Genomic DNA, 15,711 nt, shown 5'->3' on the forward strand with positions numbered 1-15,711 from the left:
TGACCGGCCGTCCGCGGGGCCGCGGGGGCCCACCGCGGGCCGTGATCCACGGGCCGCCGTCGGAGGGCCGTGGGGGAGCGGCCGGAGCGGTCGGGGCGGCACGAAGGCATGTAGTCGGGTTACCGTTCGAGTGGCGTTGCGGGGTTTTTCCGTTTGACACGGGGGCGGGAGGTACCGTCACACTCCGCAGCGTCAAGCGTCACCGCAGTGCGCCCCGGGCGTCCGGCCCGGGAGGTTCCCCAGCGTCGACCGGAGAGAAGAGCGAAGTTGTCCCCGACCAGCGAGACCGCAGAGGGCGGCGGCCGCCGACTCGTCATCGTGGAGTCGCCTGCCAAGGCGAAGACGATCAAGGGCTACCTCGGCCCCGGCTACGTGGTCGAGGCCAGCGTCGGGCACATCCGCGACCTCCCCAACGGCGCGGCCGAGGTCCCGGCGAAGTACAAGGGCGAGTCCTGGGCCCGCCTCGGCGTGAACGTCGACGCCGACTTCCAGCCGATCTACGTCGTGAACACCGACAAGAAGGACCAGGTCAAGAAGCTCAAGGCGCTGCTGGCCGAGTCCGACGAACTCTTCCTCGCCACCGATGAGGACCGCGAGGGCGAGGCCATCGCGTGGCACCTCCAGGAGATCCTCAAGCCGAAGGTCCCGGTCCACCGGATGGTCTTCCACGAGATCACCAAGGACGCCATCCGCGAGGCCGTCGCCAACCCCCGCGACCTCAACCAGAAGCTGGTCGACGCCCAGGAGACCCGCCGGATCCTCGACCGCCTCTACGGCTACGAGGTCTCCCCGGTGCTGTGGAAGAAGGTCATGCCGCGGCTGTCCGCCGGCCGGGTGCAGTCGGTGGCGACCCGGCTCGTCGTCGAGCGGGAGCGCGAGCGCATCGCCTTCCGCTCCGCCGAGTACTGGGACCTGACCGGCACCTTCTCCACCGGGCGGGCCGGCGACGCCAGCGACCCGTCGACGCTGACCGCCCGCCTGAACAACGTCGACGGCCGCCGCGTCGCGCAGGGCCGCGACTTCGGCCCCAACGGGCAGCTCAAGAACAACGACGTGCTCCACCTGGACGAGGCGAACGCGCGGTCGCTGGCCGCCGCCCTGGCGGACACCGAGTTCGCGGTCCGTTCGGTCGAGTCCAAGCCCTACCGCCGCTCGCCCTACGCGCCGTTCCGCACCACCACCCTCCAGCAGGAGGCCAGCCGCAAGCTCGGCTTCGGTGCCAAGGCCACCATGCAGGTCGCGCAGAAGCTGTACGAGAACGGCTTCATCACCTACATGCGTACGGACTCCACCACGCTCTCGGACACCGCCGTCACCGCGGCCCGGGCGCAGGTGACGCAGCTGTACGGCGCCGCGTACCTGCCGGACAAGCCGCGCACGTACGCCGGCAAGGTCAAGAACGCGCAGGAGGCGCACGAGGCGATCCGCCCCTCCGGCGACCGCTTCCGCACGCCCGCCGAGACCGGGCTGACCGGCGACCAGTTCAAGCTGTACGAGCTCATCTGGAAGCGGACCGTCGCCTCCCAGATGAAGGACGCGACCGGCAACTCCGTCACCGTCAAGATCGGCGGTCGGGCCGCGGACGGCCGGGACGCCGAGTTCAGCGCGTCCGGCAAGACCCTCACCTTCCACGGCTTCCTCAAGGCGTACGTGGAGGGTGCCGACGACCCGAACGCCGAGCTGGACGACCGCGAGCGGCGGCTGCCGCAGGTCGCCGAGGGTGACGCGCTGGCCGCCCAGCAGATCACCGCCGACGGCCACGCCACCAAGCCGCCCGCCCGCTACACCGAGGCCACCCTGGTCAAGGAGCTGGAGGAGCGGGAGATCGGCCGCCCGTCGACGTACGCGTCGATCATCGGCACGATCCTGGACCGCGGCTACGTCTTCAAGAAGGGCACCGCGCTCGTCCCGTCGTTCCTCTCCTTCGCGGTGGTCAACCTCCTGGAGAAGCACTTCGGCCGGCTGGTCGACTACGACTTCACCGCCAAGATGGAGGACGACCTCGACCGCATCGCCCGCGGTGAGGCGCAGGCCGTGCCGTGGCTGCGGCGCTTCTACTTCGGCGAGGCCACCGGAGCCGGCGAGAGCGGCGCCGCGGACGCCGGCAACGGCGACGGCGACCACCTCGGCGGCCTGAAGGAGCTGGTCACCGACCTCGGCGCGATCGACGCCCGGGAGATCTCGTCGTTCCCGGTGGGCGGCGGCATCACCCTGCGGGTCGGCCGCTACGGCCCCTACGTCGAGCGCGGCGAGAAGGACGAGGAGGGCCACCAGCGGGCCGACGTCCCCGACGACCTGGCGCCCGACGAGCTGACCGTGGGTTACGCCGAGGAGCTGCTGGCCAAGCCGAGCGGCGACTACGAGCTGGGTATGGACCCGCACTCCGGGCACCAGATCGTGGCGAAGGACGGCCGCTACGGCCCGTACGTCACCGAGGTGCTGCCCGAGGGCACCCCGAAGACCGGCAAGAACGCGGTCAAGCCGCGCACCGCCTCGCTCTTCAAGTCGATGTCCCTGGACACCGTGACCCTTGAGGACGCGCTGAAGCTGATGTCGCTGCCGCGCGTCGTCGGCGCCGACGCCGAGGGCGTGGAGATCACCGCGCAGAACGGCCGCTACGGGCCGTACCTCAAGAAGGGCACCGACTCGCGCTCCCTGGAGCGGGAGGAGCAGCTCTTCACGATCACCCTCGACGAGGCGCTGGCGATCTACGCACAGCCCAAGCAGCGCGGCCGGGCCGCCGCCAAGCCGCCGCTGAAGGAGCTGGGCACCGACCCGGTCAGCGGCAAGCCGGTGGTGGTCAAGGACGGCCGGTTCGGCGCGTACGTCACCGACGGCGAGACCAACGCGACGCTGCGGCGGGACGACGACGTCGAGACGATCACGCCCGAGCGTGGCTACGAGCTGCTGGCGGAGAAGCGGGCCAAGGGGCCGGCGAAGAAGACGGCGGCCAAGAAGGCGCCGGCCAAGAAGACGGCCGCGAAGAAGACCGCGGCGAAGAAGACCACCGCGAAGAAGACGGCGGCCAAGAAGACGACGGCCAAGAAGACCACCGCGAAGAAGACCGCGGCCACGGCGGCGGCCAAGAAGACGGCCGCGTCGGCCGAGGAGTAGCAGCACGGCCCGCGCCGGCCCGGTCCGGCGCGGGAGGAGGGCGGGCCGGCGGACACCTTTCCGCCGGCCCGCCCTTTCGCGCCCCGGTGCATCCGCCCGTTTGTTCGGGCGGGCGCCCAGTGGAGTGTCCCGTCCCGATAGGCTGGCGGGATGACGCGTGCCGAGCAGCCAACGGTCGTGACCCCCACCGCAGACGTCCTCGCAGCCGATTCCCGCGAGCGCGCCGTACGCGCCCTGCTCCGCTTCCCCCCACTGAAGCGGTTGTGGAGCGCCCAGTTCGTCGGGGGTGTCGGCGATGCCCTGTCCTTGCTGGTCCTGGTACTCCTCGCCCTCCAGGCGGCGTTGTACGTACCGCTGGGGGGCCAGGCCGTTTTCGGCGGTGGCTATCGAGGGGCAGCCCTCGCGGTCACCGCGGTCCTCGGCGTGCGGATGCTGGCGACCCTCCTCTTCGGGGCGGTCCTCCTGGGGCCGCTGTCCGCGCTGACGGCGCCGGACGGGCCGCTGGACCGCCGCTGGACGATGATCGCCGCGGACGGGCTGCGGCTCGCGCTGCTGGTCATCGCCCCCTTGTGGATCGACTGGACGCCCGGCAACGCCCTGGCCTGGCTGCTGGTGACGGCCTTCGTCACCGGCGTCGCCGAGCGCTTCTGGACCGTCGCCCGGGAGAGCGCCGCGCCCGCCCTGCTGCCGGCTCCGCCCCCGGAGGGCGCCGCCATCCGGCCGCTGCCCGACAACATGGACGCGCTGCGCCGGCTCTTCCTGCGCACCGGTTTCGTCGCGTTGCCCATCGCGGCCGCCGCACTGGTGCTCTGCGCACTCGTAGGGAAGCTGCTGGGGACCGGGGTGGAGTGGTTCCACCTCCACCAGGCGGCGCTCGGCTCGTACGTCGCGGCCGGCCTGTTCGCCGCGTCCATCTCGATCCTCTACTTCATCGAACTGCCCGGTGGGCCGGCGCCGCGGCCGCGCTCCCCGTTGGAGGGACTGCGCCGCCCGAAGATCACCTCGGCCACGGCCAAGAACGGCACCACCGCCGAGAAGGGCCGCACCGGCGCCATCCCGCTGCTGGTGCTGGCCTGCACGGCAGTGGCCGCCGCGATCGCCGCGGCCGCCGCGCTCGGCGTCCTGCACGCCGTGGACCTGGGCGCCGGGCCGGCCACCTACGGCCTGCTGGTGCTCGCCCTGACCGGCGGCACCGCCCTCGGCATCCGCGGCGCCCAGAAGGTGCTGCCCGGCTTCTCCCGGCGCCGGCTGCTCGCCCTGGCGGTCGCCGCCACCGGGCTGCTGCTGCTCGCCATGGGGCTGGTGCCGGACACCACGACGGTGCTGCTGCTCGCGCTGCTGGCCGGGCTCAGCGCCGGCGTCGCCGCCAACACCGGCCACGTCCTGCTGGACCAGGAGACCGAGGAGGCCCGCACCGCCCGGACCACCGAGCACCTCCAGGCCATGGTGCGGCTGGCCATCGGGCTGGCCGCCATCGTCGCGCCCCTGCTGGCCGGGCTGATCGGCCCGCACCAGGTGGGCAGCGGTGCCTTCGTCCTGGCGCACGGCGGTGCCGCGTACACCCTGATGCTGGTCGGCGCGCTGCTGCTGCCGGTCGCCGCCTGGGTGCTGGGCAAGACCGACGACCGGCAGGGCGTCCCGCTCCGGCACGACCTGCGGGAGGCGGTCAGCGGCGGCGACCCGGCGCAGGCCACCGCGGCCACCGGCTTCTTCATCGCCCTGGAGGGCGGCGACGGGGCCGGCAAGTCCACCCAGGTCGAGGCGCTGGCGGAGTGGATCCGCGGCAAGGGCCACGAGGTCGTGGTGACCCGCGAGCCGGGCGCCACCGCCATCGGCAAGCGGCTGCGGTCGATCATCCTGGACGTGTCCACCTCCGGGCTCTCCGACCGGGCCGAGGCGCTGATGTTCGCGGCGGACCGCGCCGATCACGTCGACAGCGTCGTCCGGCCCGCGCTGGAGCGCGGCGCCGTGGTCATCACCGACCGCTACATCGACTCGTCGGTGGCCTACCAGGGCGCCGGCCGCAACCTCGCGCCGACCGAGATCGCCCGGATCAACCGCTGGGCGACCGGCGGCCTGGTCCCGCACCTGACCGTCCTGCTGGACATCGCCCCGGACGCGGCCCGCGAGCGCTTCACCGAGGCCCCGGACCGCATGGAGTCCGAGCCCGCCGAGTTCCACGAGCGGGTCCGGAGCGGCTTCCTCACCCTGGCCGCCGCCGACCCCGCCCGCTATCTGGTCGTCGACGCCGCCCAGGAGCCGGAGGCCATCACCACCGTCCTCAGGCACCGGCTCGACCAGGCGCTCCCGCTGTCCGAGGCCGAGGTCCAGGCCCGGGAAGAGGCCCGCAAGGCCGCCGAGGAGGAGGCCCGCCGCAAGGCCGAGGAGGAGGCCGCGCGCAAGGCCGAGGAGGAGCGCCGGGAACGGGAGCGCGAGGAGCAGCTCGCCAAGCTGCGCGCCGAGGAGGAGGAGCGCAAGCGGCAGGAGGCCGAGGAGGCCAAGGCCCGGGAGGCCGCCCGACAGGCCGAGGAGGCCCGCAAGCGCGCCGAGGAGGCCCGCCAGGCGGCGGAGGAGGAGCGCCGCCGCCGCGAGGCGGAGGAGCAGGCCCGCCTGGCCGAACAGGAGCGGCTGCGCAAGCAGCACGAGGAGGAGGCGCGGCTGCGCCGGGAGGCCGAGGAGCGCCGCCTGGAGAAGCAGCGCAAGGCCGAGGAGGCGCTGGTGCGCGCCGAGCAGGCCCGGGTCGCGGCGGCCGCCGCGGCTGCTGCGGCGGCGGCGCAGGCCAAGGCGGAGGCCGCCGAGGCGGCGGAGGCGCCGACCGCGGAGACCGACGTGACCCAGCTGCGGAAGCGGATCGCCGAGGAGGACGGGCCCTCGGGTGCCGCCTCCGGGCGCGGCGCCGACTCCGCCGCCTCCGGTGCCGATTCGGACGCCGAGCGGACGGCGGCGCTGCCCCGCCCCGAGCCGCGCGACGCGCACGCCCCGGCCGACGAGACGGCGGTCCTGCCGTCCGTACGGGACGACGCCCACGACGCCCACCGGACGGGCGGTGCGGACTCCGAGGAGACCGCCGTACTGCCGTCGTTCCGTCAGGACGACCCGGCGGACCGCGTGCCGCCGTGGATGTTCGCCCGGGAGAACGGCGCGGACGCGGAGCACGGCGCGACCGACGGCGGCGCCGAGCGGACCCGTGAGCTCCCGCAGGTCGACCCCGAGACCGGCCGCCCGGCCCAGTCCGCGCGCAGCGGTCGCCCCCGCCCCGAATGGGCGGAGGAGACGCCGCTGGACGACCTGCCGACGCTGGCCGACGAACTCCTCGGGCCGCACGCGGACGAGGACGCCGACCGCGGCCCGGGCGGGAACGGCCGCCGCCGGGGCCGGCGCGGCTGACACCACCCGGACCGGAAGCACCGGCACGAACGGCCGTGGCCGCAGCCCTCGCGCTGCGGCCACGGCCGTTCCCCGTTCCGGGCGGGGGCGACGCCCCGGCGTGGGCGGGGTTGTCAGTGGGTTGCACCACAATGGGTAGGGCGCGGGTCGACACGGCCGCGTCCGGGCGGGCGGGGCACGGCGACCGGTCGGCGCGGCGCCTGCGGGCGCACGGCCACGGGTCGTACGCCGCGGTCCGCGACGGGCCGCGGGGCCGTGCGGTCGTCGCCGCGCGCCGTGCGGCGACACGAGCAGCACCCGCGGCGAGGGCGCGCCCCAGGGCACCCCTCCCGCACCACAGGCGATCGGACAGGACGGCAGCAGCGATGGCGGTATGGGACGACGTGGTCGGCCAGGACCGGGTGACGGAGCAGCTCGCCGCGGCCGCACGCGACGCGGACGCCCTCGTGGCGGCCGGAAGCGCCGGCCCGCGGTCGTCGGCCGGCGACGCGCCACAGGAGGCCGCCGCACCGGAGCGCAGCGGCGCTTCCCAGATGACGCACGCCTGGCTGTTCACCGGCCCGCCCGGGGCCGGCCGGGCCACCGCCGCCCGGGCGTTCGCGGCCGCCCTGCAGTGCGTCAGCCCGGACCGCGCCCTCGGCGGCGCCCCCGGCTGCGGCTTCTGCGACGGCTGCCACACCACGCTGGTCGGCACCCACGCCGACGTCGAGATCGTCCGCACCGACCTGCTCTCCATCGGCGTCAAGGAGACCCGTGAACTGGTCCGCCGGGCCTCCCTCTCGCCGGCCGGCGGCCGCTGGCAGGTGATCGTCCTGGAGGACGCCGACCGCCTCACCGAGGGTGCAGGCAACGTCCTGCTCAAGGCCGTCGAGGAGCCCGCCCCTCGCACGGTCTGGCTCCTGTGCGCCCCCTCCATCGAGGACGTCCTGCCCACCATCCGCTCGCGCTGCCGCCACCTCTCGCTGCGCACGCCCCCGGTCGGGGCGGTCGCCGAGATCCTCGTCCGGCGCGACGGCATCGACCCGGAGACGGCCGACCGCGCGGCCCGCGCCACCCAGGGCCACATCGACCGGGCCCGCCGGCTGGCCACCGACGAGCGGGCCCGGTCCCGCCGGGCGGCCGTCCTGAAGCTGCCCCTGCGCGTCGACGACGTCGGTGGCTGTCTGAAAGCCGCCCAGGAGCTGATCGACGCCGCCGGGGAGGACGCCAAGCAGGTCGCGGAGGAGGTCGATGCCAAGGAGACCGAGGAGCTGCGCGCCGCGTTGGGCGCCGCGGCCGGCACCGGCGGACGGTTGCCCCGGGGCACCGCGGGCGCCATGAAGGAGCTCCAGGACAGGCAGAAGCGCCGCTCGACCCGGACCCAGCGCGACAGCCTCGACCTCGCCCTGGTCGACCTCACCGGCTTCTACCGCGACGTGCTCGCCGTCCAGATGGGGGCCTCCGTTCCTCTCGCCAACGACGAGGTCGGCGACAGCCTCCGACGCATCGCCTCCACCTCCACGGCCGAGGGCACCCTGCGCCGCATAGAAGCGGTGATCGCGTGCCGGGAAGCCCTCGGGCGCAACGTCGCACCCCTGCTCGCCGTCGAGGCCATGACGGTCGCGCTCCGGGCCGGCTGACCAGCGCACCGTCCGCCACCGTCCCCTCGACCATCGCGCACACATCGTTGATCTATGGATACGCTCCGTAGGTAGCCGCCGCGGTCGGGACGAGACGCCCGGGCTCCTGGCCCGACCCCCGCAACCGCACCCCACCCGCCCCGGCACCCACCCCCACCAAGGAGCCCCGCCGAGAAGCCCCATCGAGGAGCCCCCGAGGAGCCGCCGCCACCAGGAACGCACCGCAGGCCACCACCGGGAACACCCCTACCGGGGGATCGACACCAAGGGACCGCCATGCCGTCCAGCCGCCCGTTCCGCTCCACCACCGCCGCCGCGGCCGCTGCCGCCGCGGCCCTCGCCCTGCTGATCTCCGGCTGCTCGTCGGGGACGTCGTCCCCGGGTGACGCCGGCTCCTCGGGCCATTCGACGGAGGCCGGCGCAGACCGCCCGGCGGCCGCCGTCACCCCGCTCCAGCCGCTGCCCACGGCCATCCCGGCCGGCCTCCGGCCGTACTACGACCAGAAGCTGAGCTGGCACGACTGCGGCGTGGCGGGCTTCCAGTGCGCGACGATGAAGGCCCCCCTGGACTACGCCAAGCCCGACCCGGCCACCGACCTGAAGCTGGCGGTGGCCCGCAGGACGGCCACCGGCCCCGGGCAGCGGCTCGGCTCGCTGCTGGTCAATCCGGGCGGTCCCGGCGGTTCGGCGATCGACTACCTCCAGCAGTACGCGCCGCAGCCGGCCGCGGTCCGGGCGCGGTACGACATGGTCGCCATGGACCCGCGCGGGGTGGCCCGCAGCGACCCGATCGAATGCCTCACCGACCGTCAGATGGACCGCTTCACCCAGACCGACACCACCCCCGACACCCCCGCCGAGATCAACACCCTCGTCACCGCCTACCGCAACTTCGCCAAGGGCTGCGAGACCCGCTCCGGCAAGCTGCTGCCGCACGTCTCCACCATCGAGGCGGCCCGCGACATGGACGTGCTGCGCGCGGTCCTGGGCGACAAGAAGCTGACGTACGTGGGCGCCTCCTACGGCACCTTCCTCGGCGCGACCTACGCCGGCCTGTTCCCGACCCGTTCCGGTCGCCTGGTCCTCGACGGCGCGATGGACCCGATGCTCGACTCCCGCGCCATCAACGTCGACCAGACCGCCGGCTTCAACACCGCCTTCACGGCGTTCGCCGAGGACTGCGTGAAGAAGAAGGACTGCCCGCTCGGCACCAAGAACGCCCAGGACGCCGGCCGACGCCTCTCCGAGCTCTTCAAGAAGCTGGACTCCCACCCGGTGGACACCGGCCAGGAGCGCAAGCTCACGGAGTCCCTCGCGACCACGGGCGTGATCGCCGCGATGTACGACCAGGGCGCCTGGCCGATGCTGCGCGAGGCCATCGCCCAGGCCCAGGCAGGCAGCGGCCGCGAACTGCTCGCACTGTCCGACAGCTACTACGAGCGCGATGCCTCGGGCCACTACGCCAACCAGATGTTCGCCAACCCGGCCGTCAACTGCCTCGACCTCCCCGGTGCCTTCACCAGCCCGAACCAGGTGGAAGCTGCCCTGCCGGCCTTCCGCAAGGCATCCCCCGTCTTCGGCGACAACTTCGCCTGGTCGGCGCTGAACTGCGCGTACTGGCCGGTCAAGGCGTCCGGCACGGTCCACCGCATCGAGGCCAAGGGCGCCGCTCCGATCGTCGTCGTCGGCACCACCCGCGACCCGGCCACCCCGTACACCTGGGCCAAGGGCCTGGCCGCCCAGCTCTCCAGCGCCACCCTGCTGACCTACGTCGGCGACGGCCACACCGCCTACGGCCGGGGCAGCGACTGCATCGACACCGCCATCAACACCTACCTCCTGGAAGGCACCCCACCCGCCAAGAGCAAGCGCTGTACGTGATCCACCCCACACCCGCCCCACCCCCACCGGACCCGCATCAACCGAGTACAGAGCACCCCCCGCTCCTGTGTAGACTGGGCCGCGCAACACGCCGCCTTAGCTCAGTTGGCCAGAGCAACGCACTCGTAATGCGTAGGTCTCGGGTTCGAATCCCGAAGGCGGCTCAGCTGGAACCCAGGTCAGAGAATCTCTGACCTGGGTTTTTTGTTGTGTCCGGGGAGGGGTGGGGCACCGGATGGAGGGCTTGGTGGTGAGTGGTTGGGGAGGGTGCTGACCTGCGGAAAAGGGGGTGTGGGGGGTGGTTGGAGGGGTGGGGAGGGGGGTGTTCGCGTGGCGCGGGTGCCGGGATGGGGGCAGGGTCGGGAGGCAGGGCCGGCAAGGCGGTCCTAGGGGGCGTACCTGACGCAGACGGCAGCGTCTGCGGCCGAGCGACCGGGAGGCCCCGCATGGTTCGACGATCGGTGCGGGTCCGTGGGGTGGTGTGGCTCCGGCGGCCGTTGCGGGTCGCGTCGGGGGCGCTCGCGTCCGTGGTCACGTTGACCGTGGCCTCGTCCGCGCTGGCCTCCGGCCCGGACGGACAGCAACTCGCCACCCGGGGCGGGAAGGTCGTGAGCCTCCAGGCCGGGGGCAGCGCACCGTTCGTGATCGCCCACCGGGGTGCGTCCCGGTACGCGCCGGAGAACACCCTCGCGGCGGTCGACGCGGCGTACCGGCGGGGGTTGGTGTGGGTCGAGAACGACGTGCAGCGGACCAAGGACGGTCGGCTGATCGTGCTGCACGACACCACCCTCAACCGGACCACCAACGTCGCGAAGGTGTTCCCGGGGCGGGCGCCGTGGCGGGTGGGGGACTTCACCGCCGCGGAGATCGCGCGGCTGGACGCCGGGAGTTGGTTCGGGAAGCGGTTCGCGGGGGAGCACGTGCCCACGCTCGCGGACTACCTGCGCAGGTTGGACCGGCATCGGCAGGGCCTGCTGCTGGAGCTCAAGGCGCCCGAGCAGTATCCGGGAATCGAGCGCCAGACGCTCCGTGAACTCCGGTCGCTGGGTTGGCTGGATGCCGCGCACCTCACCAACCGGCTGGTGATCCAGAGCTTCTGCGTGCGGTGCGTGAAGCGGGTGCACAAGCTGATGCCCGAGGTGCGCACGGGGATCCTGGGACGGCCGTCGCTGAGCAAGCTGCGGCGTTATGCGCGCTTCGCCGACCAGATCAATCCCCGTATGTCCGAGGTCGGTTCACGCTGGGCCCGGGTCGTGCACGGGCTGCACGGGCCGCACGGACGGCGGTTGGAGATCTACGCCTGGGACGTGGGGGCGCAGGCGAGCGTGCGGGCGGTGCGGGGGCGCGGCGTGGAAGGCGTAATCGACTGACCGATCGACGGGTCGCCCGCTTCGGGGAGCGGACGGAGGCGGTGCGCGGGCGAGGTGGCGGGGCGGGATGCGTGCGGGAATCGTTGCGGACGTGACGGGTTGTTCGGGGGTGGGTGGTTTTTTCGTGTGTGTCGGAGTTGCGGCGGCTCGTCCGAGGGGCGCGGGTGTAATCTCCCGCCCGTGTTTTGCGCGGTTTCGTCCGCATCCGGTGAAGGTGCGGTGAAGGGGCGCGACTCCACGAGCGGCCCTGGCCGTGCGGGATTTACGGGATTCCGTCGACGCGGCTAAGGTGCCAGAGATGTTCGACGCCACACTCCCCGTAATTCAACTAAGACGCTGGATTTGGCCTGTGGGTTCCGTTTCGGGGCCCGGCATTTCGCCGCCGCATCCGGCTCCTCCGACAGGCGCGTTCCGGGAGGGCCCTTGACGAACGAGTTTCCGGCGTACGGCGAGCGGCGGGTGCCGCTTCCCGCGCCGCGGCAGATGCCGCAGGACGCGCCACCGGCCGCGGGCGCACCCGCAGGGGCGGACGGGACGGGTGTGGCGACGGCCACGGCCACCCTCGCCCCGGTCACGCCGTCGGAGAAGGACGCCGACGCCGGCGGTGCGCCAGGTGGCCGGCGGCACGCCAAGGGCCGCGCGGCCCCGGCCACGGCCGCCACCGGTCGGCCGACGGGCGACGGCGCTCCGGCCAAGAGCCGCGACGCGTTCTTCGACAACGCGAAGTACCTGGCCATCGTGCTGGTGGCGATGGGGCACGCCTGGGAGCCGCTGCGCGACGGCAGCCGATCGGCGGCGGCGCTCTACATCACCGTCTACGCCTTCCACATGCCGGCGTTCATCATCATCTCCGGCTACTTCTCGCGCAGTTTCGACATGCGCAAGGACCGGCTCCAGCGGTTGATCACCGGCGTCGCGGTCCCGTACGTCCTCTTCGAGGTCGCCTACACCTTCTTCAAGCGCTGGGCGGACGACGATCCCGGGTACCCGATCACCCTGCTGCAGCCGTGGTACCTGACGTGGTTCCTGATCGCGCTCTTCATCTGGCGGCTCACCACGCCGCTGTGGAAGATCGTGCGTTGGCCGCTGCCGCTCGCGCTGACCATCGCGGTCCTGGCGGCCGTCTCGCCGGAGATCGGTGACGACCTGAACCTCCAGCGGGTGCTGCAGTTCCTGCCGTTCTTCGTCGTGGGGCTCACCCTGCGGCCGGAGCACTTCCAACTCGTGCGCCGCCGGTCGGTGCGGATGGCCGCGCTGCCGGTGGTCGCCGGTGCGCTGGTCTTCGCCTACTGGGCCGCGCCGCGGGTGAACGCCGCGTGGTTCTACCACCGCGACAGCGCGCAGGAACTGGGTGCTCCCTGGTGGAGCGGCGTGGTGATGACACTGGCGATGTTCGGCTGCTCGCTGGTGCTGGTGGCCTGCTTCTTCGCCTGGGTGCCGGGCCGCCGGATGTGGTTCACGGCGCTGGGCGCGGGCACCCTCTACGGCTACCTGCTGCACGGGTTCCTCGCCAAGGGCTCGCGCTTCTGGCACTGGTACGACAACGACTGGCTGCACACGCCGTGGGGGCAGGTGCTGCTGACCCTGATCGCGGGCACCATCGTCACGCTGCTGTGCACGCCGCCGGTGCAGCGGACCTTCCGGTTCGCCATGGAGCCCAAGATGAACTGGGCGTTCAAGCCCGACGCGGTGGGGATGGCGCGCCGGCGTCGCTGACGTCGGGGCGGGGAGGGCCGGGATGCGGCCGGTGGTCCGTCGGCCGGTCGGCCGGGAGGGTCCGTCGGCCCGGCGTCCCGGCCCTCGCGCTCTTCGGCCCCGGCTGTCCCGTTCCCCGCTCTCCGTTCCTCGGTCCGGGGGCCTAGGCCCAGCCGCTGCCGGATGTCGTCCCGACAGTCGATCCGGCCCTGCGCAGGCGTCACCTAAGCTCCCTTGCGGCTCCCCGCAGGGAGGACACCGTGACGAGGGGGAGAGGCACCATGACCGGAACCACGTGGGGCGGCGAGCAGCTCGATCTGGACGCCTATCTGGCGCGCATCGGCTACGCCGGCGACCGTCGACCGACCCTGGAGACGCTGCGGGCGCTGCATGCCGCGCACAGCGCCGCCATCGGTTTCGAGAACGTGGAGATCGTGCTGGGCCGCCCGATCCTGCTCGACATGGAGGCGCTCCAGGCCAAGATGGTGCGGAAGCGGCGTGGTGGCTACTGCTACGAGCAGAACCTCCTCTACGCGGCTGCCCTGGAGCGCCTCGGCTTCCGGGTCTCCGGGCTCGGCGCCCGGATCCGGATGGGCGAGGCCAAGGTCCGCGCGGTCACCCACGCCCTGCTGAAGGTGGAGCTGGCCGGCACGGAGTGGATCACTGACGTCGGTTTCGGCGGTGAGGCGCTGCTCGCCCCGCTCCCGCTGCGGGACGGCGTCGAGGAGGCACAGGGCGCCTGGACCTTCGGCCTGGTCCACGAGAAGGAGTCCGAGTCGTGGGTGCTGCGGTCGCGGCACGCGGACGGGTGGTTCGACCTGTACGCCTTCGGGACCGAGCAGCGCTTCCCGGCCGACTACGCCGTCTTCAACCACTACATATCGACGCACCCGCGGTCGCCGTTCACCGGCAAGATCGTGGTGCAGAAGCCGGACCCCGAGCTGCGCCGCACGTTGGTCGGACGGGAGCTGACGCTGACCCGGCCGGACTGGTCGCGGGAGGTGCGGGAGGTGGCGCCGGAGGAGCTTCCGGGCCTGCTGGACTCCGAATTCGGGATCACGCTGTCCGCGGCGGACGCCGAGGCGCTGGTGGCGACGTACGGGGAGTGAGGCGGGGAGCCGGGCGGCTCGGCCGCGGCCGGGGCCGCCTGGCCGGGGCCGGCTGGCGCGGGGCACGGGGACCGGGCTCGTCGGGATGTCGACCGGCTGCGGAAGTCGGGTGTCCCGGGCTGCGGAAGTCGGATGTCCCGCCGCGGTCGGGCGCCCCTCACCCGGTCGCGCGCACCAGTGTCCGTGCTACCGCGGCGCCGTGCGGCCCTCCCGCACCACCGCGATGCCCTCGATCTCCACCAGGGCCGTCTCGTCCCACAGCCGGGTGGCGCCGATCACGGCCATGGCCGGGAAGTCCCCGCCGACCAGGCGCTTCCACACCCGGCCGAGTTCCTTCGCGTGGCGGCGGTAGTCGGCGACGTCGACCGCGAAGACGGTGAGCTTGGCCAGGTCGGACGGGGCGGCGCCGGCCGCGGCCGCCACCTCCAGGAGGTTGCGGAGCGCCCGCTCGAACTGCTCGACGATGCCGTCGCCCACGATCCGGCCCGTGCCGTCGAGGGCGGTCTGCCCGGCCAGGAACACCAGTGTGCCGGGGGCTGCGATGCGCACGGCGTGGCTGAATCCGGTCGGCGGCGCGAGGTGCGGAGGGTTGATGCGCTCCACGCCGTCGTGGCCGTTGCGGTTGCCGTCGTTGCCGTCGCTCATCCCCGTCTGCTCCCCTCCGTCGCCAACTCGTAACGCACTCCCAGGGATTGAAGCGCGTCCTGCTCCTCCTGGGGAAGGTGTTCATCGGAGATGACGAGATCGAAGTCGGCCAGTGGCGCGAGTTCGTAGAGGGCCTGGCGGCCGAACTTCGAGTGGTCCACGAGCAGGACCTTGCGCCGGGCGGCGGCCATCAGGGCGCGCTTGACCAGGACGTTCTCCTGCGCCTGGTGGTAGCAGTGGCCGTTGTCGACGGCGGAGGTGGACAAGAAGGCGACATCCGCGCGGAAGCTGCGGGCGATGTCGGCGGTGGACATGCCGAGGAAGGCGTTGAACGCCGCGTGGTACTCGCCGCCCAGCGCGATCACCCGGATGTCGGGCTCCTCCGCCAGTTCGTTGATGACCTGGAGGGAGTTGGTGATGACGGTGAACGCGCCGCGCGAGGAGAGCGAGCGCGCCAGCGGCAGCGCCGTGCTGGAGTCGTCGATGATCACGGCCTGTCCTGGTTCGGCCATGGCCAGTGCGGCCGCGCAGATCGCCTCCTTCGCCGCCACCTGCTCGTTGCCGCGCCAGCGTGCCGTGGACTCGAAGAGGGCGCTGGGGGTGGCGGTGGCCCCGCCACGCACCTTGCGCAGCCAGCCCTGGTGTTCCAGGGCGTCCAGATCGCGATGCACCGTCATCTGGCTGACGCCGAGCTCCAGGACCAGTTCCTCGATGCTCACCTGGCCCTCGGCCAGCACCCGGTCGGTGATCCGCTTGCGGCGGTCCTTGGGGCTCAGTTTGGTGACCGGCGCCTCACTCGCGACCGGGGCCTCGGCGGCCCCTTCGGTGTCGGTCAACGCTGGTCCCTTCGCGGCTAGGACGGCTCGGATGGCGTGAATGGCTCGGATCCCG

General features: G+C 73.0%; 9 protein-coding genes and 1 tRNA gene. 8 read left to right on the plus strand and 2 right to left on the minus strand.

Features of this window, described 5'->3' with window-relative positions; all coding sequences use genetic code 11:
- The first annotated feature begins 267 nt into the window (after positions 1 to 267).
- The 8 genes from topA (at position 268) to ACLJT4_RS07075 (ending at position 14,175) form a co-directional block, all read left to right on the plus strand.
- Entirely contained in the window at positions 268 to 3,114 is a 2,847-nt protein-coding gene (gene topA / locus ACLJT4_RS07040) for a type I DNA topoisomerase (RefSeq protein ID WP_411121472.1), read from the plus strand.
- 150 nt (positions 3,115 to 3,264) lie between these two features.
- Positions 3,265 to 6,501 carry a dTMP kinase gene (tmk, locus tag ACLJT4_RS07045; protein WP_411121473.1) on the plus strand — a complete coding sequence of 1,079 codons (3,237 nt, stop codon included), beginning with the start codon at positions 3,265 to 3,267 and terminating at the stop codon, positions 6,499 to 6,501.
- A gap of 365 nt (positions 6,502 to 6,866) precedes the next feature.
- On the plus strand, positions 6,867 to 8,120 hold the full coding sequence (locus ACLJT4_RS07050; RefSeq protein ID WP_411121474.1) for a DNA polymerase III subunit delta': 1,254 nt from the start codon (positions 6,867 to 6,869) through the stop codon (positions 8,118 to 8,120).
- A gap of 276 nt (positions 8,121 to 8,396) precedes the next feature.
- Complete coding sequence (locus tag ACLJT4_RS07055) at positions 8,397 to 10,001, plus strand: alpha/beta hydrolase (protein ID WP_411121475.1); 1,605 nt, start codon at positions 8,397 to 8,399, stop codon at positions 9,999 to 10,001.
- A 90-nt stretch (positions 10,002 to 10,091) separates the two neighbouring features.
- Positions 10,092 to 10,165, plus strand: a tRNA-Thr gene (locus ACLJT4_RS07060).
- Positions 10,166 to 10,447: 282 nt separating this feature from the next.
- The gene (locus ACLJT4_RS07065; protein ID WP_411121476.1) at positions 10,448 to 11,371 is read left to right on the plus strand and encodes a glycerophosphodiester phosphodiesterase; all 924 of its coding nucleotides are present in this window, start codon (positions 10,448 to 10,450) and stop codon (positions 11,369 to 11,371) included.
- 423 nt (positions 11,372 to 11,794) lie between these two features.
- The gene (locus ACLJT4_RS07070) at positions 11,795 to 13,087 is read left to right on the plus strand and encodes an acyltransferase family protein (protein ID WP_411121477.1); all 1,293 of its coding nucleotides are present in this window, start codon (positions 11,795 to 11,797) and stop codon (positions 13,085 to 13,087) included.
- Positions 13,088 to 13,347: 260 nt separating this feature from the next.
- Entirely contained in the window at positions 13,348 to 14,175 is an 828-nt protein-coding gene (locus ACLJT4_RS07075) for an arylamine N-acetyltransferase family protein (protein ID WP_411121478.1), read from the plus strand.
- 186 nt (positions 14,176 to 14,361) lie between these two features.
- On the opposite strand, the gene ACLJT4_RS07080 is transcribed toward ACLJT4_RS07075, so the two are convergent.
- Together ACLJT4_RS07080 and ACLJT4_RS07085 are read right to left on the minus strand one after the other, a co-directional pair.
- Positions 14,362 to 14,820, minus strand: a complete 459-nt coding sequence (locus ACLJT4_RS07080) for a RidA family protein (RefSeq protein ID WP_411121479.1) — start codon at positions 14,818 to 14,820, stop codon at positions 14,362 to 14,364.
- On the minus strand, positions 14,817 to 15,656 hold the full coding sequence (locus ACLJT4_RS07085) for a DeoR/GlpR family DNA-binding transcription regulator (protein ID WP_411121480.1): 840 nt from the start codon (positions 15,654 to 15,656) through the stop codon (positions 14,817 to 14,819). The genes ACLJT4_RS07080 and ACLJT4_RS07085 overlap by 4 nt, the downstream gene beginning before the upstream one ends.
- Between the last annotated feature and the right edge of the window lie 55 nt (positions 15,657 to 15,711).

It is taken from the genome of Streptomyces sp. x-19 (genome assembly GCF_046549115.1).
Lineage (GTDB): Bacteria > Actinomycetota > Actinomycetes > Streptomycetales > Streptomycetaceae > Streptomyces > Streptomyces albulus_C.

Bases quoted from the DNA above. Each gene is read 5' to 3' on its own strand.
- tmk (WP_411121473.1), top strand. From the start codon at position 3,265: ATGACGCGTGCCGAGCAGCCAACGGTCGTGACCCCCACCGCAGACGTC.
- ACLJT4_RS07050 (WP_411121474.1), top strand. From the start codon at position 6,867: ATGGCGGTATGGGACGACGTGGTCGGCCAGGACCGGGTGACGGAGCAG.
- ACLJT4_RS07055 (WP_411121475.1), top strand. From the start codon at position 8,397: ATGCCGTCCAGCCGCCCGTTCCGCTCCACCACCGCCGCCGCGGCCGCT.
- ACLJT4_RS07065 (WP_411121476.1), top strand. From the start codon at position 10,448: ATGGTTCGACGATCGGTGCGGGTCCGTGGGGTGGTGTGGCTCCGGCGG.
- ACLJT4_RS07075 (WP_411121478.1), top strand. From the start codon at position 13,348: ATGACCGGAACCACGTGGGGCGGCGAGCAGCTCGATCTGGACGCCTAT.
- ACLJT4_RS07080 (WP_411121479.1), bottom strand. From the start codon at position 14,820: ATGAGCGACGGCAACGACGGCAACCGCAACGGCCACGACGGCGTGGAG.